We start from the raw sequence: 20,935 nt of genomic DNA, 5'->3' as shown, positions 1-20,935 counted from the left end.
TCGAACTATGAGCAAGGCTTATAAGGACCACCTCGGCCGTCCGATCGTTGCTGTCACCGGCATGGGCGTCATCACCTCGCTCGGGCAGGGGCTCGACGATAACTGGGCGGCGCTCACCGGGGGCGTATCGGGAATCCACAGGATCACCCGGTTCCCGACCGATGCTCTTTCGACCCGCATTAGCGGCACGGTCGACTTCATCGAGATCCCTGCGGAGAATGCCGTCGAGCGTTCCTATGCGATGGCGCATGAAACGACGCTGGAGGCCCTGGCGCAGGCCGGCCTTTCCGGCGAATTCAACGGCCCGCTCTTCCTGGCGGCCCCGCCGATCGAGCCTGAGTGGAATGCCCGCTTCGAGCTTGCCGACCGATCGCCGCCGTCGAGCCAGCCGGGCGACGCCTATAACCGCTTCCTCGCGGCAATGCGGCAGAAGGCCGATCCGGCCTTCCACGAGGCCGTCCTTTTCGGCTCGATCTCGGAGCGTCTTGCCGATCGATTCGGCACGCGTGGCCTCCCGGTGACGCTTTCGACGGCCTGCGCATCCGGGGCGACCGCCATACAGCTCGGCGTCGAAGCCATCCGCCAGGGAAGGACCGACAGGGCGCTCACCGTTGCGACCGACGGCTCGGTCAGTGCCGAGGCTCTCATCCGCTTCTCGCTGCTCTCGGCGCTCTCCACACAGAACGAGCCGCCGGAAAAGGCTTCGAAGCCCTTCACCAAGGATCGCGACGGTTTCGTGATTGCGGAAGGCGCCGCGACGCTCGTGCTCGAATCGCTGGAAGCGGCGGTCGCCCGCGGCGCCCGCATCTACGGCATTCTCAAGGGTTGCGGCGAAAAGGCCGACCTCTTCCACCGCACGCGTTCCTCCCCCGATGGCGGACCGGCGATCGCGACGATCCGCGCAGCACTTGCGGATGCGGGCATCGACGAAGCCGGGATCGGCTACATCAATGCCCACGGCACCTCCACGCCCGAAAACGACAAGATGGAGTATCTGTCGATGTCCGCGGTTTTCGGCGAGCGGTTGCCGTCGATCCCGGTCTCATCCAACAAGTCGATGATCGGCCACACGCTGACGGCAGCCGGTGCGGTCGAAGCGGTCTTCTCGCTCCAGACGATGCTCAGCGGCACGCTGCCGCCGACGATCAACTACCAGAACCCCGACCCCGCGATCGTTCTCGACGTCGTGCCGAACGTAAAGCGCAGCCAGCAGGTGACTGCAGTGCTGTCGAACTCCTTCGGCTTCGGCGGCCAGAACGCCAGCCTCGTCATGACCGCCGAGCCGGCTTGAGCCGCTCGAGGACCGAATACCTGCCTGCCGCAAAGGAAAAACCATGCGCGCCCTGCAATTGCTCGATGACCGCAAGCTTGAAATCACCGATCTGCCGGAGCCGGAGGCGCCCGGTCCTGGCGAGGTGACGCTGCGGGTCAAGGCGGTCGCGCTCAATCATATCGACGTCTGGGGCTGGCGCGGCATGGCTTTCGCCAAGCGCAAGATGCCGCTCGTCATCGGCGCGGAAGCCTCCGGCGTGGTGGAGAGCATCGGTCCGGGCGTCGCCAATGTGCTCCCCGGCCAGCTCGTCTCGATCTACGGTGCGCGTACCTGCGGCCTCTGCCGCCCGTGCCGCGAGGGGCGCGACAATCTCTGCGAACATGTCGGAGGCGTCCATGGCTTCCATCTGGACGGCTTCGCGCAGGAGAAGGTCAACCTTCCGGCGCGCCTGTTGGTGCCTGCACCCCCGGGTGTCGATGAAATCGGCGCGGCGCTGGCGCCGGTCACCTTCGGTACCGTCGAGCACATGCTGTTCGACAACGCCAGGCTCGAACCCGGCGAGACGATCCTCGTCCATGCGGGCGGATCCGGTATCGGCACGGCCGCGATCCAGCTCGCCAAGAAGATCGGCTGCACGGTCATCACCACAGTCGGATCGGACGACAAGATCGACAGGGCGAAGGCTCTCGGTGCCGACCACGTCATCAATTACCGGACCGATCGTTTCGAAGGCGTCGTGCGGAAGCTGACGAAGAAAAAGGGCGTCGATGTCGTCTTCGAACATGTCGGCAAGGATACCTGGGCGGGCTCGATGCTGTCGATGAAGCGGGGCGGGCGCCTCGTGACCTGCGGCTCGACCTCCGGCGTTTCGACCGACATGAACCTGATGATGCTGTTTCAACAGCAGCTGAAACTGCTCGGCTCCTTCGGCTGCCGCATGGAGAACATGGCGAACGCCATGCAGAAGATGGGGCGCGGGCTCGTTCACCCGGTGATCGATACCGAGGTGGGGCTCAACGATATCGACCGTGCGCTGGAGCGTATGGAGTCGCGTCAGATCTTCGGCAAGATCGTGTTGCGGATGGATTGATCTTCGTGCGGATGCTGATCACACGGCTGGTGCTTGCTGCGGATCGTTTCCGTCAATGGTCGATCGCGCAGTTCGTCCTGCTGCTTCTCACGATACTGAAGCTTTTCCCCCCGGACATGGCGATCAACTTCATGGATCGCGTTGCCCGCTGGATAGGGCCGAAAACCGGTCGTCACAAGCTGACGCTGATCAATCTGCGCAATGCCTTTCCCGAGAAAAGCGATGCCGAGATCGCGGCGATCGCGCTCGAAAGCTGGGGCAATATGGGGCGGCTCGCCGCCGAATACGTGTTCCTCGATCAGCTCTTCGACTTCGATCCGGCGCGCGCGGAGCCGGGCAGGGTTGAGGTTTCGGGCATCCCGCTCTTCCTGGAGCTGCGAGACAATCCGCGGCCGTTCATCGTCTTCACGGCCCATAGCGGCAATTTCGAAATGCTGCCGGTTGCCGGCTCGGCTTTCGGCCTCGACGTGACGGTGCTCTTCCGGCCGCCGAACAATCCCTATCTCGCCGATCGGGTATTCGAATTCCGCAAGGAGCGCATGGGCAACCTCGTGCCGTCGCATGCCGGCTCCTCCTTCGCCCTTGCCAGGCAGCTCGAACGGGGCGGCGGAGTCGGCGTGCTCGTCGACCAGAAATTCCGCAAGGGCCTGAAGACGAAATTCTTCGGGCAGCCCGTGCAGACGAACCCGCTGCTTGCCAAGCTCGTCCGCCAGTTCAATTGCGAGGTCTATCCGGCCCGTTGCATTCGCCTGCCCGGCAACCGCTTCCGGCTGGAGCTCGAGCCGGCGGTCGAAATCCCCCGCAGGGCCGACGGCAGCGTCGATGTCACGGCAACGGCGCAGATGTTGAACGACAAGGTCGAGAGCTGGGTTCGCGAATATCCGGGCCAGTGGCTCTGGTATCATGACCGCTGGCACATCAAGCGGACGATTTGAGCCGGTCTCCTGACGGACATCTTTCCCCTCGGAAGCTGCCGCCTCCTTAAATCGGTGCCGATTTAGGGATTGTCTCGAGTGCGCCGGGCATGCGCGAAGAGAACCGTGACGGCGTCAGCCGAAGGAGGAAACGAGATGGCACAGGAATGGCCGATGTTCATCCTGCAGTGCATCGTCGTCTTCGGGCTCGTCGGCGCGCTGTTCATCCGCTTCGGCGAATGAACAGGCTTACGGCTACTGCGCCGACCACACCGCCAGCTCATAGCCATCGGGGTCGGCAAAATGGAACCGCCGGCCGCCCGGGAAGGTGAAGATAGGCTTCAGGATCTTGCCGCCTGCGGCTTCGACCCGTCGCTGAGCGTCCTCGATCTGGTCGGCATAGATGATGACGAGCGGACCGCCGCTGCGAACCGGACCAAGTGTGGTGAAACCGCCCGTCAACCGCCCGTCGGCGAACTCGCAATATTCCGGGCCGTAATCCGTGAAGGTCCAGCCGAAGGCGCTGCCGTAGAAGGCCTTGCTCGCGGCGATATCCGTCACATTGAACTCGACATAGTCGATGCGTTTGTCGTTACCTTTGCTGGCCATTGGCTTTGCCGCCTTCCTGCTTGTGATTACCGGTTTCCAGGATGGATTTGAGCGCGGCAAGATCCTTTTCGACCCAGGCCGCGTCATCGGCGAATTGCGCATCGGTCATGCCGGGCTGCCTGAGCAGGGTGAACATGACTTCCGCGCCGTCGCCGTTCGGCACGACGCGAAGCGCATTGTGGACGCGCGCGCCGTTATCGAGTGTCACGAGGTGGTCGACCACACCGAATTCGTTGTCGGCGACGAAGCGGACGCGGGCATTGCCGAGAGGCCCGGGTGCGATCCACTCGTCGCCGTCGCGCGTGAGCCCGGAGGAGAGACCGGTCGCCCAGAGCGGCATCTTCTCGTGGTCTGCCATGAAGGCATAGACCTCGCGCCAGTCGCGCTCGATCGAGGTGTGGATAATCCGGGCCGTCATCGTCGCCATGCGTTCCTCCGTCCTGGAATTTATAGCATTGCTCCGGGCAACGGTCTTGAACGAAACGGCCAACCTTGCCGCCGACGGGCCCATGCACCTAATAGTCTTTTGACTCAGTCTGTTATGTGGGAATTCTCAACCCGGCCAAGGCCGAAGCGCGCGGCCAACTGTCGCTGGATTTCGCGCGGCGTGAAAGATGTGAGCCCTCTTACCTCCCGGGCAAGATGGGCCTGATCGGCATAGCCGGCATCGGCAGCAATGTTTGCCAGCGTGTCCCCGGGCCGCGCGCGGCAGGCGGCCAGGAAGCGCTGCAGGCGCAGAATGCGGTCGAGGGTCTTTGCGCCGTAGCCGAGATGCTCGTGGCACAGACGGCGAAATGTCCGCTCGCTGGTACCGATCTCGCGGACAAGGGTCCGGACGGGATCGTCTAAGGTCAGCCGGTCGACCTGAAGATGTGCGACGCAAGCCGCAATGTCCGGCGGCGGAGGCTCGGCGCCGGCGGATAGGCGTCCAAGCAGAGCCGCAGCAAGAACGCCGAGCCGCTCCGGCGTGCTCGCTGCTTCGCGCATCCGCGCCTCGATTTCGTTCGCAGCCGGACCCCAGACGAGATGGAGCGGCACCGTTTGGCCGGTGATTTCGCGGAGCGGCGCGCGTAACCACGGCGCCGCCGCGCCGATCCGGAACCGAGCGCCGATGATGGTTTCGCCGGCAGGAAGCTTCGGAAAGGCGGCGACCCTGTCGGGACCGACGATGGCCAGCCCCTTCGACGACCAGATGATGTCGCTGCAACCGTCCGGGACGACGGCGATGGTCGAGGGGGCGCCGTCGGGCATGCGGTGCAGCCAGAGGCATTTGAAGTAGGAGGCGAGCGCCGCAGGGGGCGACTGCTCGCGGTAGATTCCGCTCGTCTGGGCGAGCGCGGGAGGGCAGAGCCTCGGCCTATCGACGCCTGGACAGCCGGTCGCAACCTCCCGCTGGAGCCGGTCGGCGGCGCCAGCGTCTTTGTGGTATGCCGGGCAGGACGTTCCCATTGCCCTTTTTTGCGCTGGCGAACCCGCGCGGTCAATGCCCTCTCACCGAGGCAAGGAATGCCTCGGCGGTCCCGCCCTGTCCCTAATCGCGCGACCAGATCTCGCCATCAATCTTTCCCTGCAGCTCCGGATAATCGGCCGCGTGGAAAACCGGGACGGCGCCCGCTTTGCGCTGTTCGAAATAATCTTTCGTCAGCTTTGCGATGGTCCCCGAAAGGAGCAGGATCGCGACGAGATTGATCGTCGCCATCAGTCCCATGGAGGCGTCGGCCGCGTCGAAAACGGTGCTGATACTTTCGTAGGCTCCCCAGACGACCATCGCCAGCGTGGCGCAACGCATGATCATAAGCCCGAGTCGGTTGCCCCCGCCGAGATAGGTCAGCGCGTTTTCGGCGTAGGAATAGTTGCCGATGATCGAGGTGAAAGCGAAGAAGAAGATCGCGATGGCGATGAAATAGGTCCCGGCCGAGCCGATATGCGTGCTCATCGCTGCCTGTGTGAGCTGTGTCCCGGTGACGCCGGAGCCGGGTTCCAGCGTGCCCGAAAGCAGGATCATCACCGATGTCGCGGTGCAGATCAGTATCGTGTCGATGAAAACGCCCAGGGACTGCACGAAGCCCTGCGACGAGGGATGGTGCGGTACAGGCGTCGCCACGGCTGCGATATTCGGAGCCGAACCCATGCCCGCCTCGTTCGAGAAGAGGCCGCGTTTGACGCCGTTGAGCATCGCCGCAGCAATCCCGCCGGTGATGCCGCCGGCCGCTTCCTGAAAACCGAAGGCGCTCGAGATGATCGTCCAGAGTACGCCCGGCACCGCCGAGGCATTTGCGATCAGCACGTAGACGGCCGTGAGCAGATAGGCCGCGGCCATGAAGGGGACGACAATCTCGGCGACGCGGGCAATCTGGCGGATGCCGCCGAAGATCACCACGCCGGAGAGTAGCGCAACGGCCACGCCCACTGCGAGTTTGGGCACGCCGAAGGCGCCTTCGACCGCATCGGCGATCGAGTTTGCCTGAACGGCGTTGAACACGAGACCGAAGGAAAGGATAAGGCAGGCCGAGAAGATCGTGGCCGCCCAGGGCGCATTGAGGCCGCGAGCGATATAGAAAGCCGGCCCGCCGCGATATTGCCCGTCCTCGTTGCGTATCTTGTACAGCTGAGCCAGCGCGCTCTCGGCATAGGCGGTCGCCATGCCGACGAACGCCACGATCCACATCCAGAAGGTCGCGCCGGGTCCGCCGAGATAGAGAGCGACCGCAACGCCTGCGAGGTTACCGGTTCCGACACGTGAGGCGAGGCTGACCATAAGCGCCTGGAAGGGGCTGATCCCGGCCGCATCCTTGCTGCCGCCGCGGCTTAAGACCCGGAACATTTCGGCGAAATGAACGATTTGGGGAAAGCCGAGCCGGACCGTGAAATAGAGGCCGACCGCAAGCAGACCATAAATGAGCACATAGCCCCAGAAGATCGTGTTCAGAAAGCCGATGATCGTTTCCATACGGTCCTCGCTCCTATTGCATTGGAGGTTGCGCCGGCCCCATTCCCGTCGCGCGGGGACTCGGACGTGTTCTGCGGCATTAGGGCGCAAACTCGACTTAGATCAAGGCTCTACGGGGCTGGATCGGGCAGAACACGGGGCAGGAGGCGATATATCCCGTGGATTCGCTTCGGACGCATGTAGAATGAGGATGTAGAGGGTGCCTTCCGGCGCGTGTTCACGGCGTCGAACAGGGGCCGGAAAAGGTTTGATTTTGTCAGGAACGGCTTGTCGTAAATCGATTTGAATGCCAAAACAGCCTCCGCCGCCGCGTGCCGTCGGTCCCTGATTTTCTGGGGGTGACAGACACGCGCAGATCAATTCGAAGGGCCGGCACGCGCGCGATTGCGCGCCGTGGCCGGCTCTCCCTGTCCAATGGAGGCAATCACGTGTCACAGGCGGAAATCGGCCTAATCGGTCTCGGAGTCATGGGCTCGAACCTGGCGCTCAACATCGCTGAAAAAGGCAACAGGATCGCCGTTTTCAACCGCACGGTCGACGCGACGCGCAAATTCTATGCTGAGGCCGGCGCGCTGAAGGACCAGATCGTTCCCTGCGAAACGATCGAAGAATTCGTCGCCGCGATCCGCCCGCCGCGTCCGATCATCATCATGATCAAGGCCGGCGATCCGGTCGACCAGCAGATGGAGGCCCTGAAACCCCATCTCGCCAAGGGCGACATCATGATCGATGCGGGCAACGCCAATTTCCGCGACACGATGCGCCGTTTCGAGGGCCTGAAGGATTCGGGCCTCACCTTCATCGGCATGGGTGTCTCCGGTGGCGAGGAAGGCGCCCGTCATGGGCCCTCGATCATGGTCGGCGGCACGGAAGAATCCTATCGTCGCGTCGAGAAAGTTCTGACCTCGATCGCTGCGAAATACGATAGCGACCCCTGCGTCGCCTGGCTCGGCGAGAACGGGGCGGGGCACTTCGTCAAGACGATCCACAACGGCATCGAATATGCCGATATGCAGATGATCGCCGAGATTTACGGCATCCTGCGTGACGGATTGAAGATGACGGCACAGGAGATCGGCGAGGTCTTCGGTGCCTGGAACAAGGGCCGGCTCAACTCCTACCTGATCGAAATCACCGAGAAGGTCCTGAAGGCCGCCGATCCGCGGACCGGCAATCCCATCGTCGATATGATCCTCGACAAGGCCGGTCAGAAGGGCACCGGCAAGTGGTCGGTGATCGAGGCGCAGAACATGGGCGTGCCGGCGACCGCAATCGAAGCGGCGGTCGCAGCCCGCAGCATCTCCTCGGCGAAGGAAGAGCGGGAAGCCGCCGAGAAGGTTCTCGGTCTGCCGCCGGTCGGCGAAATCAAGGTGGCCGACAGGGACGCTTTCATCAAGGACCTGGAAAACGCGCTGCTCGCCGCCAAGATCGGCGCCTATGCGCAAGGCTTCGCAGTGATGGCGGCGGCTTCGAAGGAGTTCGGCTGGAACCTGCCGATGCCTACGATCGCAAAGATCTGGCGCGCCGGCTGCATCATCCGCTCGCAGTTCCTCGACGAGATCACCACCGCCTTCACCAAGGCACCGGATGCGGCGAACCTGATCGTCACCCCGGCTTTCGCTGCCATGGTCAAGGAGAGCGATGGTGCATTGCGACGGGTGGTTTCGACGGCCGTCCTCGGCGGTCTTCCGGTGCCTGCGCTGGCCTCGGCGCTCGGCTATTTCGACAGCTACCGCCGCGGCCGCGGCACGGCCAATGTCATCCAGGCGCAGCGCGACTTCTTCGGCGCCCACGGTTTCGACCGTATCGATGGCGCAGACAGCCATCACGGTCCGTGGGGCAGCGGCCTGAACGCTTGAATTCGCATGAGTTTAGAGGGGCGGATGGCCGCCCCTCTAAAGCGGGGCGAGGAAAAGTGTGTGCGGTTTTCCGCCGGCATCCAGCGTCTCAACTTGTTATGAATCGATCACGGTCGTGATTTTAGGTCGAACCGACCTTAAATCATCGCGATCCGGCGACAAGTCCAGGCAAGCTCCGGCGTCTAAGATCTCAATAAGGGAGCCATTCGAGAAGGCAGGCATGAAATTCACAGTGATCGAAGGGGGCAAGGCGGCGGAGGTCACGGCCGCCGGATCGATGACCATCCGCGACGAGGCGGAGAGACGCATAAAGGCGGCCGGTTATGAGCAGTGGCGGGTGCGGAGTCTGGCAACGGGCGCGCCTATCCCGGGGCCAATCCGGTACCTGAAGATGCAGATCGATTTCGTCGCCGGAAAGCTCGAGCAGCTCAATCCCGTCCCAAGCGATTTTACCGACGACAAGTACTGGCCGGCCGCGAGGATTTGAGCCCTGCTGCGTCGGCGCGGAAGCGTTCTCTTGACGCGAGGTTTTCGGCGGGTCGGCTCCCTATGGCAGGCCCAGGAATCAGGGGTGGCTGCAACAGGCACGGCAGATCTATGATACCGCCGACCTCGCCATCGGCGGCTGGAATTCCGGCTGGCTGAGGCTCTGAAGCGTATCTGGGGGGTGGCCTTCGATATGGCCGATCACAGCCTTTGCGAGCTCGCGCCCCGCAATGCGGATGTCCTCATACATCGTCATGACTTCCGGGCGCAGCCAGCGCAGGAAGTCGCTCGGCACTTTCGACACCATTTCGGCGTCCTCCCCGACCTTCTTGCCTGCCGCTTCGATCCCGGCAATCAACGCGATCGCGCCGGAACCGCTGCCGGACACCACGCCGTCGGGGGCATCGGGGGAACGCATCAGCTTCTCGAACGCATCACGGATGGCAACCAGGCTGTGGTCGATGTTGACCTGGTGAAAGCTTACCGCTTCCGCGCCGAAGTCTTTCAGGCCCCGCTCGAAGCCGGTGCGCATGTGCGAATGGAAGGTCAGATTCGGCGGCGGTTCGAGGAGCACCAGCCGCCGCCTGCCGCGGTCGACGAGCTTTCGGACCGCCTCGTAGGCGAAGCGTTCATTGTCGAAGTCGTGATAGGGATGGATCAGCCCCATTTTGGTTCGCCCATGGGTGGCGAAGGGCAGGTGGCGCTCGGTTAGAAGCGTTACCCGCGGATCGTTGGGCTCGGTCCGCGAAATGATCACCCCGTCCGCCGCGCCGGTATCGAGAATGTAGCGGATCGGGCCGAGCGGATCCTTGGCCGAACTGTAAGGCGTCACGACCAGGTGGTATTGCGTGCCGGCGAGAATTTCGGTGATGCCGATGACCATGGGGCTGGTAATGCCCATGATCTCTTCCTCCAGCGTCAGCACGAGACTGATGACATTCGTCTTGCCCGTTCTGAGGCGGACGCCCGCCCGGTTGGGCTGATAACCGATCTGTTTTGCTACCAGGCGGACGCGCTCCTTGGTTTCCGCACCGATGTCCGGAGCATCCTTCAGGGCACGCGAGACGGTGGTAACACCGAGCCCGGTCATGAAGGCGATCGTCTTAAGGGTCGGTCTGCCGCCTTCGACCGGCGGCGCCGTCGTCGCTCTGTTCTTCGTCTTGCCATCCATGCCCGTCACGCCAATCCGCTCTCCTGAATCGCGGCCCTCGTCGCTACCCTTCAACCGGAGGCCGCGTCGCCCCGCCTTATATACGAACTACGGCTGCTGGCCACATCCGTCTACGCCTGAGTTCAACCCAAAATCTGTAACGATACAGGAGCGATGTCGAGCATTTTCGTTGCTGCAATGCGAAGGGCGTAACCCTCAGGTTGAGTTGCGCTGCGGAGAGCGTCGATGTGGCGTATGGGAAGCCATGAAAGGTTACGCCGAGATGAGAGATCTGGGAAAACGCACGAAATCAGGGAGATTATCACGAATTTGCCGTCGAATTTCTTGCCTCCCGACAGGCGTTCCGCCTACAGGTTATCCCTACCTGAGATTGTATTTGTGCATTTGTCGTGAATTGCCCGTTGTAGGTGTTGCGCAGAGAAAATCTTTGAACTAAGTTTTTCCGGCAACGTTACAGTGAGGGAGGACACTCATGAAATTGCGTTTTCTAGCTGCCGCTTTGGGCGCAGCCACTGCCTTGCCATTCGGCGCTGCCAACGCGACCGATCTCGAGGTCACGCATTGGTGGACTTCGGGTGGTGAAGCCGCGGCGGTTGCCGAGCTGGCGAAAGCTTTCGATGCGACCGGCAACAAGTGGGTCGACGGTGCGATCGCCGGTTCCGGGGGTACCGCACGCCCGATCATGATCAGCCGCATAACCGGCGGTGACCCAATGGCCGCCACCCAGTTCAACCACGGCCGTCAGGCGGAAGAGCTGGTGCAGGCGGGCCTGATGCGCGATCTCACCGACATCGCCACCAAGGAGAATTGGAAGGAAGTCGTGAAGCCCTCGAGCCTGCTCGACTCCTGCACGATCGAAGGCAAGATCTATTGCGCGCCGGTCAACATCCATTCCTGGCAGTGGCTGTGGCTTTCGAATGCAGCCTTCAAGCAGGCGGGCGTCGAAGTTCCGAAGAATTGGGACGAGTTCGTCGCTGCGGCCCCGGCGCTCGAGAAGGCCGGAATCGTTCCGCTCGCCGTTGGCGGCCAGCCGTGGCAGGCGGCGGGCGCCTTCGACGTGCTGATGGTTGCGATCGCCGGCAAGGAGAACTTCGAGAAAGTCTTCGCCCAGAAAGACGAGGAAGTGGCAGCCGGGCCTGAAATCGCCAAAGTCTTCAAGGCTGCCGACGATGCCCGCCGCATGTCGAAGGGCACCAACGTCCAGGATTGGAACCAGGCGACCAACATGGTCATCACCGGCAAGGCTGGCGGGCAGATCATGGGGGACTGGGCCCAGGGCGAGTTCCAGCTTGCGGGTCAGAAAGCCGGCGTGGACTACACCTGCCTTCCGGGTCTCGGCGTCAACGAGGTGATCTCGACCGGCGGCGATGCGTTCTACTTCCCGCTTCTGGAGGACGAGGAGAAGTCGAAGGCGCAGGAAGTGCTGGCGTCGACCTTGCTCAAGCCGGAAACTCAGGTGGCCTTCAATCTGAAGAAAGGCTCTCTGCCGGTACGCGGGGACGTCGATCTTGCGGCCGCGAACGACTGCATGAAGAAGGGGCTCGATATCCTCGCAAAGGGCAATGTGATCCAGGGCACGGACCAGCTTCTGTCGGCCGACAGCCAGAAGCAGAAGGAGGACCTTTTCTCCGAGTTCTTCGCGAACCACTCCATGACGCCGGAAGATGCGCAGAAGCGTTTCGCCGACATCATCGCGGCTGCGGATTGAGCGGCGCTCCAGGCCCCGCACTTTGACGGGGCTGATCTTCCCTCGCCGGGAGCACGGTGAAAACGCGCCGCCTGCGCTGATTTTGTCGGCGCAGGCGTGGCGGGCGAGGGAGGCAAACGGGCCTCAGCCGCCGGCGCATTGCCGCAGGTGCCCGATTACGTGAAAACCTTTTGCAGTTCGGAGGAGGAAACATGACAGGTCTAACACGTGGTTCGGCGCGGCCGAACCAGTGGCTGCGAAACCTGAATGCGAAGATCGCCTCTATCCCGATGATCCTCACGGCCTTGGTCATCTTCGTGGGCGGTACGGCCTGGACGGTCGTCTACTCCTTTACCAATTCCAAGCTCCTGCCGCGGCTCGCCTTTGTCGGCTTCGACCAGTACGAGCGGCTGTGGGCCGCGCCCCGCTGGCTGGTCTCGATCCAGAACCTGGCGGTCTTCGGTTGCCTCTCGCTGATTTTCAGCCTGGTGATCGGCTTCGTGCTGGCCGCCCTGATGGATCAGAAGATCCGTTTCGAGAACACGTTCCGGACGATCATGCTCTATCCGTTCGCCCTGTCGTTCATCGTCACCGGCCTCGTCTGGCAATGGCTGCTCAATCCGCAATACGGGATCCAGTCGATCGTCAGGTCACTTGGATGGACGAGCTTCTCCTTCGACCCGCTCTACAACTCGAACATCGTCATATACGGCATTCTCATCGCCGCACTGTGGCAGGGAACGGGCCTCGTCATGTGCCTGATGCTCGCCGGGCTGCGTGGGATCGACGAGGACATCTGGAAAGCGGCGAGGGTCGACGGCATCCCGATGTGGAAAACCTATGTGCTGATCATCATCCCGATGATGCGCGGCGTCTTCATCACCACTCTGGTGATCATCGCGAGCGGCATCGTCAAGGTCTACGACCTCGTCGTGGCGCAGACGAGCGGCGGCCCGGGGATCGCCTCCGAAGTGCCGGCCAAATACGTCTACGACTACATGTTCCAGGCGCAGAACCTGGGCCAGGGCTTTGCCGCCTCCACCATGATGCTCGTGACTGTCGCGATCATCATCGTGCCGTGGGCATATCTGGAGTTCGGAGGAGGCCGCAAGCGTGGATAACATCGCAAATAACAGCATGGCCGCGGCTTACGAGACTGCTCCCGGACTCGTGGCCGGCCCCCGCGGCAGAAAGCCGCGCAGGACGCTCTCCCGCCGCAATATCATCGTCTACGGCACTTTGATCGTCGTGGCGCTCTACTATCTTCTGCCGCTCTACGTGATGATCGTGACCTCGCTCAAGGGCATGCCCGAGATCCGCGTCGGCAACATCTTCGCTCCGCCGCTCGAGATCACTTTCGAGCCCTGGGTGAAGGCCTGGGCGGAGGCCTGCACCGGACTGAATTGCGACGGGCTTTCCCGCGGCTTCTGGAATTCGGTGCGCATCACCGTGCCGTCCGTGATCATCTCGATCGCAATCGCCTCCGTGAACGGCTACGCGCTCGCCAACTGGCGGTTCAAGGGCGCCGATCTGTTCTTCACCATCCTTATCGTCGGCGCCTTCATCCCTTACCAGGTGATGATCTATCCGATCGTGATCGTGCTCAGAGAAATGGGCGTCTATGGGACGCTGACCGGCCTCATCATCGTGCACACGATTTTCGGCATGCCGATCCTGACCCTGCTTTTCCGCAACTATTTCGCTGGGCTGCCGGAGGAGCTCTTCAAGGCCGCACGCGTCGACGGCGCCGGGTTCTGGACGATCTATTTCAAGATCATGCTGCCGATGTCACTGCCGATCTTCGTGGTTGCGATGATCCTCCAGGTGACCGGGATCTGGAACGACTTCCTTTTCGGCGTGGTCTTCACCCGGCCGGAATACTACCCAATGACGGTTCAGCTCAACAACATCGTCAATTCGGTTCAGGGCGTGAAGGAATACAACGTCAACATGGCGGCCACGATCCTGACCGGCCTCGTGCCGTTGACGGTCTACTTCGTCTCCGGCCGCCTGTTCGTCCGCGGCATCGCAGCCGGCGCAGTGAAAGGATAAGCAAGCATGACAAGCGTATCTGTCAGGGATCTGTCGTTGAATTTCGGCGCCGTCACCGTGCTCGACAGGCTCAATCTCGACATCGATCACGGGGAGTTTCTCGTCCTGCTCGGCTCATCCGGGTGCGGCAAGTCCACGCTGCTCAATTGCATTGCTGGGCTGCTCGACGTCTCCGACGGGCAGATCTTCATCAAGGACCGCAACGTCACCTGGGAGGAGCCGAAGGACCGCGGCATCGGCATGGTGTTCCAGTCCTATGCGCTCTATCCGCAAATGACCGTCGAGAAGAATCTCTCCTTCGGCTTGAAGGTCGCCAAGATCCCGCCGGCCGAAATCGACAAGCGCGTGACGCGTGCCGCGGAGATCCTGCAGATCCAGCCGCTGCTCAAGCGCAAACCCTCGGAGCTCTCCGGCGGTCAGCGGCAGCGTGTGGCGATCGGCCGGGCGCTGGTGCGCGATGTCGACGTCTTCCTGTTCGACGAGCCGCTGTCGAACCTCGACGCCAAGCTTCGCTCCGAACTGCGCGTGGAGATCAAGCGCCTGCATCAGTCGCTGAAGAACACGATGATCTATGTCACCCATGACCAGATCGAAGCGCTGACGCTGGCCGACCGGATCGCCGTCATGAAAAGCGGCGTGATCCAGCAACTCGCCGATCCGATGACGATCTATAACGCCCCGGAGAACCTCTTCGTCGCCGGCTTCATCGGTTCGCCCTCGATGAATTTCTTCCGGGGCGAGGTGGAGGCAAAGGACGGACGCAGCTTCGTTCGGGTCGGAGGCATCGCTTTCGACGTGACCGACTATCCGGCGCACACCAGGCTGCAGCCCGGCCGGAAGGTCGTTCTCGGTCTGCGGCCGGAGCACGTGAAGGTCGATGAGGCGAGGGACGGCGAGCCGGCGCACCAGGCGGTCGTCGACATCGAGGAACCGATGGGGGCCGACAACCTCCTATGGCTGACATTTGCCGGCCAATCCATGTCGGTGCGGATTGCCGGCCAGAGGCGCTACCCGCCGGGCAGCACCGTGCGCCTTACCTTCGACATGGGCGTGGCGTCGATCTTCGACGCCGAGAGTGAAAACCGCCTCTGACGAGCCGAGAAGGGGACCGGGATACAGACTCGGTCCGTATCGATGAAACGGCGCCGGTGCAGGCCGCCCGGTGCACGAATGGATCATGGAAATGCCTTCCGAAACCCCGAACCGCGATTCCATCCGTATCGACCTTTCCGGCGATTGGCTGCTTGCCGCCGCCGACAACAGCCACGCCCTGACGATCGCGCTGCCGGGCGACGTGCACAGCGCGTTGCAGCGAGCCGGCATCATCGCCGATCCCTATCGCGGCCGAAACGAGGCCGATATCCAGTGGGTCGCCCGGAAAGACTGGGTGCTCGAGCGCACCGTCGTCATCGATGCCGACGATCTGAACGGGGGATGGTATCTCGACTTCGAAAGCATCGACACGGTGGCCTCGGTCTACGTCAACGATGAGCGCGTATTGCAGTCCGAGAATTGCTTCCGCCGTTATCGGCCCGACGTATCGGACGCGATCGTCGCCGGCGAGAACCGCATCCGCATCGTGCTCCATTCGGCAATTGCCGAGGGAGCGCGGCGGCAGGCGGCGCAACCCTTCTACGTGCCCTACCATGACGGCAATTCGCCGATCGCCAACGGCAACATGCTGCGCAAGCCGCAATGCCATTTCGGCTGGGACTGGAATATCGCCATCGCGCCGCTCGGGATCTACGGCTCGCTGGCGCTCTGCCGGCTGGAAACGGCTCGCATCGAACATGTCACCACGCGCCAGATGTGGCTGGATGACGGCTGCGTCGATCTGCAGGTGACGGTCCAGCTTTTCGCCCGCGATCCCGGTATCGTGCCGGTCCATTTCATGCTCGACGGCGTGCGCGAACGACTGGATTGCGCGGTCGGCGCCGGGGAAACGCGCCTTACCCATGTCTTCACGGTGCAGGAGCCCAGGCGCTGGTGGCCGGCCGGCAGCGGCGATCAGGCGTTCTCGACCCTCAAGGTGGAGGTGCCCGGCGAAATCGTCACGCGGCAGATCGGCTTCCGCACGATCGAGCTCGTCACCGATAAGGACGAGGCGGGAAGCCGCTTCGCCTTCCGGGTAAACGGCCGGGAGATCTTCTGCCGCGGGGCCAACTGGATACCGGCGGATGCGCTGATGTCGCGCGTCACGCCCGAAAGTGTCGAGGACCTTCTCCGCTCGGCGGTGGACGCGAACATGAACATGATCCGCGTCTGGGGCGGCGGCTTCTATGAGCCCGACTGGTTCTACGATCTTTGCGACCGGCTCGGTCTGCTCGTCTGGCAGGACTTCATGTTCGCCTGCAATCTCTACCCGTCGACGCCGGATTTTCTGGAGAACGTTGCGGCCGAAGTGGACTATCAGGTCAGGCGGCTTTCGACCCATCCGTCCCTCGCGCTCTGGTGCGGCGACAACGAGCTTGTCGGCGCGCTTACCTGGTTCGAGGAGAGCCGCAGGGATCGCGACCGCTATCTGGTCTCCTACGACCGCCTGAACCGGACGGTCGAGGCGTCGATGAAGCAGGCCTGCCCGGAAGCGATCTGGTGGCCGTCCAGCCCCTCCGTCGGATACCTCGATTTCGGCGACGCCTGGCACGCCGACGGGGCCGGCGACATGCACTACTGGTCCGTCTGGCACGAGAACAAGTCCTTCGACAATTACCGCACCGTGCGGCCGCGCTTCTGCTCGGAATTCGGATTCCAGTCCTACACCTCGATGCCGGTCATCCGGCAGTTCGCCGAAACGCGCGACCTCAACATCGCCTCGCCGGTGATGGAGACGCATCAGAAGAATGCCGGCGGCAACGAACGCATCGCCGGCACCATGTTCCGCTACTTCCGGTTCCCCAAGGATTTTCCGAGCTTCGTCTATCTGAGCCAGATCCAGCAGGGCCTGGCGATCCGGACGGCCGTCGACTACTGGCGGTCGCTGAAGCCCCATTGCATGGGCACGCTCTATTGGCAGCTCAACGACACCTGGCCGGTGGCGTCCTGGTCGAGCCTCGACTATGGCGGACATTGGAAGGCGATGCACTACATGGCGCGCCGCTTCTTCCAGCCGGTTGCCGTTGCCGCAATTCCCTCCGCGGATGGGCGGGAAATCGCCTTCTCGATGGTGAACGACACGGCCGAGCCGGTGACGGTCGAGTTGCAGGCGTTCCTGGTTTCGCTCGAGGGCACTCGGCAGCCGCTGCTCGCCGCCGCGGGGACGTGCCCGGCCGATCGCGCGTCGACGCTCGTGACCATCGCCGCGAAGGATATTCCACCCGACACGCTGCTCTTCTGGTCTTTCGAAGCTTCGAACGGGGCAACGGGCGAAGGACACTATGTCCACGGTACCTATAAAGCGCTCGATCTCGTGCCTTCCGGACTGACCATCGAGACGGCGCCTCGGCCGGACGGGGCCTTCGATATCGCCGTAACGGCCGCCGGGCTGGCGCTGCACGTCATGATCGAGGCCGATGTCGAGGGACGCTATTCCGACAATGCCTTCGATCTGACCGCCGGCGAGACGAAATCGATCCGATTCACGCCAAGGCTGCCGGTCGACGCGGGCGTGAGCCCACGCTTCAGCGCCTACGATCTCGAATCCTGCCAGGGAAAAGGGTGAGCCCCATTTTACGCGCACTCCCAGGCAACCGTCCAACGACCACCAGGAGATTTCCATGAAAGACGTCAGCTTCCAGCTCTACAGCGCCCGCAATTTCCCGCCTTTTGCCGAAGTCCTCTCTGCTATCGGCTCCGCGGGCTACACACAGGTGGAAGGCTACGGAGCCCTTTACGCGGCCCTCTCGGATGCGGAGATCGCCGATTTCAAGGCCGGGCTCGATCGTAACGGCCTCTCCATGCCGACCGCGCATTTCGGCCTGGATATGCTGGAGAGCGACGCGCCCCGCGTGCTCGAGATAGCCGAGGCGCTCGGCATTCGCGCTATCTATTGCCCTTACCTGATGCCGGACCAGCGCCCGATGGATGCGGGCGGATGGCGAGCATTCGGGGCACGGCTGCAGGCGGCCGGCAAGCCGTTCCGCGACGCCGGGCTCGATTTCGGCTGGCACAATCACGACTTCGAGTTCCATGCACTCGCCGACGGCTCGGTGCCGCTCGACCAGATTTTCGCCGGCGGCCCGGACCTTTCCTGGGAGGCGGATATCGCCTGGATCGTGCGCGGCGGGGGAGACCCCTTCGCCTGGATCTCGAAATATCCGACCCGCATCACGGCCGTCCATGTCAAGGACATCGCGCCCAAGGGCGAGAATGCGGACGAGGATGGTTGGGCCGACGTCGGGGAGGGAACGCTCGACTGGAAGGCACTGATCCAGGCGCTTTCCAGAACCTCGGCCAAATATTTTGTCGCCGAACACGACAATCCCAGCGACTTCAGGCGTTTCGCCAAGCGCTCGCTGGCTTCGATTCAATCCTACTGATCGACGGAAAACTCCCATGACAAAAGAACTTGGTGTCGGCATCGTCGGATGCGGCAATATCTCCACGACCTATTTCAAGCTTGCTCCACTGTTCAAGGGCATTCGGATCGCCGCCTGTGCCGACATCAATCCGGCGGCGGCGGAAGCACGCGGCGCCGAATTCGACGTGACTGCGCAGAGCATCGATGCACTGCTCGCCAATCCGGAAGTTGACATCGTCGTCAATCTGACGATCCCGGAGGCGCATTTTCCGGTCTCGAAAGCCATTCTGGAAGCCGGCAAGCATGTCTATTCCGAAAAGCCGCTTGTGCTCTCGCTGGAGCAGGGGGAGGAGCTAAGGAGAATTGCCACCGGAAAGGGGCTGACGGTCGGTTGCGCACCGGACACTTTCCTGGGTGGGGCGCACCAGCTTGCCCGCGCCTATATCGACGCCGGCAAGATCGGGCAGGTCACCTCCGGTACATGTCATGTCATGAGCCCGGGCATGGAGATGTGGCATCCGAATCCGGACTTCTTCTTCCTGCCGGGCGGCGGGCCGATTCTCGATCTCGGACCCTATTACATCGCAAACCTGATCAACCTGATCGGACCGGTGAAACGGGTCGGCGCACTCTCCTCCATGGCGAGCACGACGCGGACCATCACCAGCGAACCCAGAAACGGCGAGGTTATCCCGGTCAAGACACCCACCAACATTCACGCCCTGCTCGAGTTCCAGAACGGCGCAACCATCACGCTTTCGGCAAGCTGGGATGTCTGGTCGCATCGTCATGCGAATATGGAGCTTTATGGCACCGAAGGCTCGCTCTTCGTTCCGGATCCGAATTTCTTCGGCGGCACGGTCGAGGCGAGCGGGCGGAATAAGGACATCCAGCCGCTCGAAATGTGGGAACACCCCTTCGCCGTCAACAATTGGGACCATCCGCTCGGCCCGATCGCCAATTATCGGACGGCGGGGCTCGCGGATATGGCGGACGCAATCCTCAAGGGGCGCGATGCCCGCTGCTCGCTGGAACGCACGCTGCACGGTGTCGACGTGATGGTGTCGATCCTCAAATCCGGCGAGGAGGGAAGTTTCGTCACGCTGTCGACAACCTGCACCCAGCCGGCGGCGCTCGGCATTGAAGAGGCGCAGGCATTGCTGCGCTGAGCCGGGTGCCATCCGCCTGCCGCCACCTTCTCCCATTTTGATGGCGAGAAGGGGCCGCCAGGCGGATCAAGGGGCCCTTCATCGATCTGCTGCCCCTTGAGGACCCTCGTGGGGAGGGGTATTCAACGCCACCGAAGCGAACGAGGAACATGAGTCATGGCCTGGAAACCGGCGGAAAACAGATACGAGAAGATGAAGTACAATCGCTGCGGCCGGAGCGGCTTGAAGCTCCCGGCGATTTCGCTCGGTCTTTGGCACCATTTCGGTGGCGACACGCCGCACGACCGCAAGGTGGACATGTGCCGCACGGCCTTCGACCTCGGCATCACCCATTTTGATCTGGCGAATAATTACGGTCCGCCGCCCGGCTCGGCCGAAATCGCCTTCGGCGAGATCATGCGCACCGATTTCGCCGGCCTGCGCGACGAACTCATTATCTCGTCGAAGGCGGGTTATGACATGTGGCCCGGCCCCTATGGCGAGTGGGGCAGCCGGAAATATCTTGTCGCCTCTTGCGACCAGAGCCTCAAACGCATGGGGCTCGATTATGTCGACATCTTCTATTCCCATCGCTTCGATCCGGAAACGCCCCTCGAGGAGACTTGCGGTGCGCTCGATCACATCGTCCGTTCGGGGCGTGCGCTCTATGTCGGCATCTCGTCCTACAACTCGCAGCGTACCCGCGAGGCGGCGGCGATCCTGAAGGAGATGGGCACGCCCTGTCTCATCCACCAGCCGAGCTATTCGATGCTTAACCGTTGGGTCGAGGACGACGGCCTCGTCGACACGCTGGAGGAGCTCGGCATCGGCTCGATCGTCTTTTCGCCGCTCGCGCAGGGCATGCTGACGACGAAGTACCTGAGCGGCATTCCCGAGGACAGCCGCGCCGCGCAGAACCACTTCCTCAAGAAGGATTTCATCCGTCCGGGGATCATCGACAATATCCGCAAGCTGAACGCGATCGCCGAACGGCGCGGCCAGACGCTCGCTCAGATGGCACTCGCCTGGGTGCTGCGCGGCGGCCGCATCACCTCGGCGCTGATCGGCGCCAGCCGTTCCGCACAGATCGTCGATTGCGTCAAGGCGCTGGAAAACGACGCTTTCACATCAGAGGAACTGAGCGAAATCGACCTTTACGCACGCGAGGCCGACGTCAATCTCTGGGCCAGATCCGCCGAGCTCTGAATCGGTTCGAATGCATTGATTTGCCTCGATTTTG

Annotated in this window: 18 protein-coding genes; 13 read left to right on the top strand and 5 right to left on the bottom strand. The window is 62.6% G+C overall.

Annotated elements, in window-relative coordinates:
- Nucleotides 1-7 precede the first annotated feature (7 nt).
- From ACTJKL_RS24375 to ACTJKL_RS24365, 3 genes are read left to right on the top strand one after another with little or no spacing between them, the layout of a single operon-like run.
- On the top strand, nt 8-1,291 hold the full coding sequence (locus ACTJKL_RS24375; protein ID WP_440854021.1) for a beta-ketoacyl-ACP synthase: 1,284 nt from the start codon (nt 8-10) through the stop codon (nt 1,289-1,291).
- A 43-nt stretch (nt 1,292-1,334) separates the two neighbouring features.
- Nucleotides 1,335-2,363 (top strand): zinc-binding dehydrogenase, encoded by a 1,029-nt coding sequence (locus ACTJKL_RS24370; RefSeq protein WP_018095235.1) that lies wholly within the window; start codon nt 1,335-1,337, stop codon nt 2,361-2,363.
- An 11-nt stretch (nt 2,364-2,374) separates the two neighbouring features.
- The gene (locus ACTJKL_RS24365) at nt 2,375-3,298 is read left to right on the top strand and encodes a lipid A biosynthesis lauroyl acyltransferase (protein WP_100673788.1); all 924 of its coding nucleotides are present in this window, start codon (nt 2,375-2,377) and stop codon (nt 3,296-3,298) included.
- A gap of 234 nt (nt 3,299-3,532) precedes the next feature.
- Here the strand turns inward: ACTJKL_RS24365 and ACTJKL_RS24360 are convergent, their stop codons facing one another.
- From ACTJKL_RS24360 to ACTJKL_RS24345, 4 genes are all read right to left on the bottom strand, one after another.
- Entirely contained in the window at nt 3,533-3,886 is a 354-nt protein-coding gene (locus ACTJKL_RS24360; protein WP_127711086.1) for a VOC family protein, read from the bottom strand.
- Nucleotides 3,870-4,313, bottom strand: coding sequence for an SRPBCC family protein (locus ACTJKL_RS24355; RefSeq protein ID WP_275597777.1), 444 nt, complete (start codon nt 4,311-4,313; stop codon nt 3,870-3,872). Before ACTJKL_RS24355 ends, ACTJKL_RS24360 begins: the two co-directional genes overlap by 17 nt.
- Nucleotides 4,314-4,417: 104 nt before the next feature.
- Complete coding sequence (locus tag ACTJKL_RS24350) at nt 4,418-5,335, bottom strand: DUF6597 domain-containing transcriptional factor (protein ID WP_440854020.1); 918 nt, start codon at nt 5,333-5,335, stop codon at nt 4,418-4,420.
- Nucleotides 5,336-5,417: 82 nt separating this feature from the next.
- Entirely contained in the window at nt 5,418-6,836 is a 1,419-nt protein-coding gene (locus ACTJKL_RS24345; RefSeq protein ID WP_100673729.1) for an alanine/glycine:cation symporter family protein, read from the bottom strand.
- Between the two features lie 428 nt (nt 6,837-7,264).
- Here ACTJKL_RS24345 and gnd point away from each other — a divergent pair, with 428 nt between their 5' ends.
- Nucleotides 7,265-8,695 (top strand): NADP-dependent phosphogluconate dehydrogenase, encoded by a 1,431-nt coding sequence (gene gnd, locus ACTJKL_RS24340; RefSeq protein ID WP_440854019.1) that lies wholly within the window; start codon nt 7,265-7,267, stop codon nt 8,693-8,695.
- A gap of 220 nt (nt 8,696-8,915) precedes the next feature.
- The gene (locus ACTJKL_RS24335; protein WP_275597780.1) at nt 8,916-9,182 is read left to right on the top strand and encodes a hypothetical protein; all 267 of its coding nucleotides are present in this window, start codon (nt 8,916-8,918) and stop codon (nt 9,180-9,182) included.
- Nucleotides 9,183-9,290: 108 nt separating this feature from the next.
- Here the strand turns inward: ACTJKL_RS24335 and ACTJKL_RS24330 are convergent, their stop codons facing one another.
- Entirely contained in the window at nt 9,291-10,352 is a 1,062-nt protein-coding gene (locus ACTJKL_RS24330; protein ID WP_275598105.1) for a LacI family transcriptional regulator, read from the bottom strand.
- Nucleotides 10,353-10,824: 472 nt separating this feature from the next.
- Here ACTJKL_RS24330 and ACTJKL_RS24325 point away from each other — a divergent pair, with 472 nt between their 5' ends.
- From ACTJKL_RS24325 to mgrA, 8 genes are all read left to right on the top strand, one after another.
- Nucleotides 10,825-12,060, top strand: a complete 1,236-nt coding sequence (locus ACTJKL_RS24325; RefSeq protein WP_018095225.1) for an ABC transporter substrate-binding protein — start codon at nt 10,825-10,827, stop codon at nt 12,058-12,060.
- A gap of 191 nt (nt 12,061-12,251) precedes the next feature.
- The gene (locus ACTJKL_RS24320; protein ID WP_100673725.1) at nt 12,252-13,160 is read left to right on the top strand and encodes a carbohydrate ABC transporter permease; all 909 of its coding nucleotides are present in this window, start codon (nt 12,252-12,254) and stop codon (nt 13,158-13,160) included.
- Entirely contained in the window at nt 13,153-14,091 is a 939-nt protein-coding gene (locus ACTJKL_RS24315) for a carbohydrate ABC transporter permease (protein WP_100673724.1), read from the top strand. The genes ACTJKL_RS24320 and ACTJKL_RS24315 overlap by 8 nt, the downstream gene beginning before the upstream one ends.
- A 6-nt stretch (nt 14,092-14,097) precedes the next feature.
- A complete protein-coding gene (locus ACTJKL_RS24310) occupies nt 14,098-15,183 on the top strand; it encodes an ABC transporter ATP-binding protein (RefSeq protein WP_018095222.1) in 1,086 nt (361 codons plus the stop codon).
- A 91-nt stretch (nt 15,184-15,274) separates the two neighbouring features.
- Entirely contained in the window at nt 15,275-17,749 is a 2,475-nt protein-coding gene (locus tag ACTJKL_RS24305) for a beta-mannosidase (protein WP_440854018.1), read from the top strand.
- 55 nt (nt 17,750-17,804) lie between these two features.
- Nucleotides 17,805-18,566 carry a sugar phosphate isomerase/epimerase family protein gene (locus ACTJKL_RS24300; protein WP_324761904.1) on the top strand — a complete coding sequence of 254 codons (762 nt, stop codon included), beginning with the start codon at nt 17,805-17,807 and terminating at the stop codon, nt 18,564-18,566.
- Nucleotides 18,567-18,582: 16 nt separating this feature from the next.
- Nucleotides 18,583-19,716: a Gfo/Idh/MocA family protein gene (locus ACTJKL_RS24295; protein ID WP_275597782.1), complete on the top strand. Its 1,134-nt coding sequence runs from the start codon at nt 18,583-18,585 to the stop codon at nt 19,714-19,716.
- A gap of 156 nt (nt 19,717-19,872) precedes the next feature.
- A complete protein-coding gene (gene mgrA, locus ACTJKL_RS24290) occupies nt 19,873-20,901 on the top strand; it encodes an L-glyceraldehyde 3-phosphate reductase (protein WP_440854017.1) in 1,029 nt (342 codons plus the stop codon).
- Nucleotides 20,902-20,935: the final 34 nt, after the last annotated feature.

The sequence above is a fragment of the Sinorhizobium sp. 22678 genome, from assembly GCF_052044265.1.
Classification (GTDB): Bacteria; Pseudomonadota; Alphaproteobacteria; order Rhizobiales; family Rhizobiaceae; genus Sinorhizobium; species Sinorhizobium meliloti_A.
The sequence above is the reverse complement of the archived record's forward strand: the minus strand, read 5'-3'. Positions and strand labels throughout refer to the sequence as shown.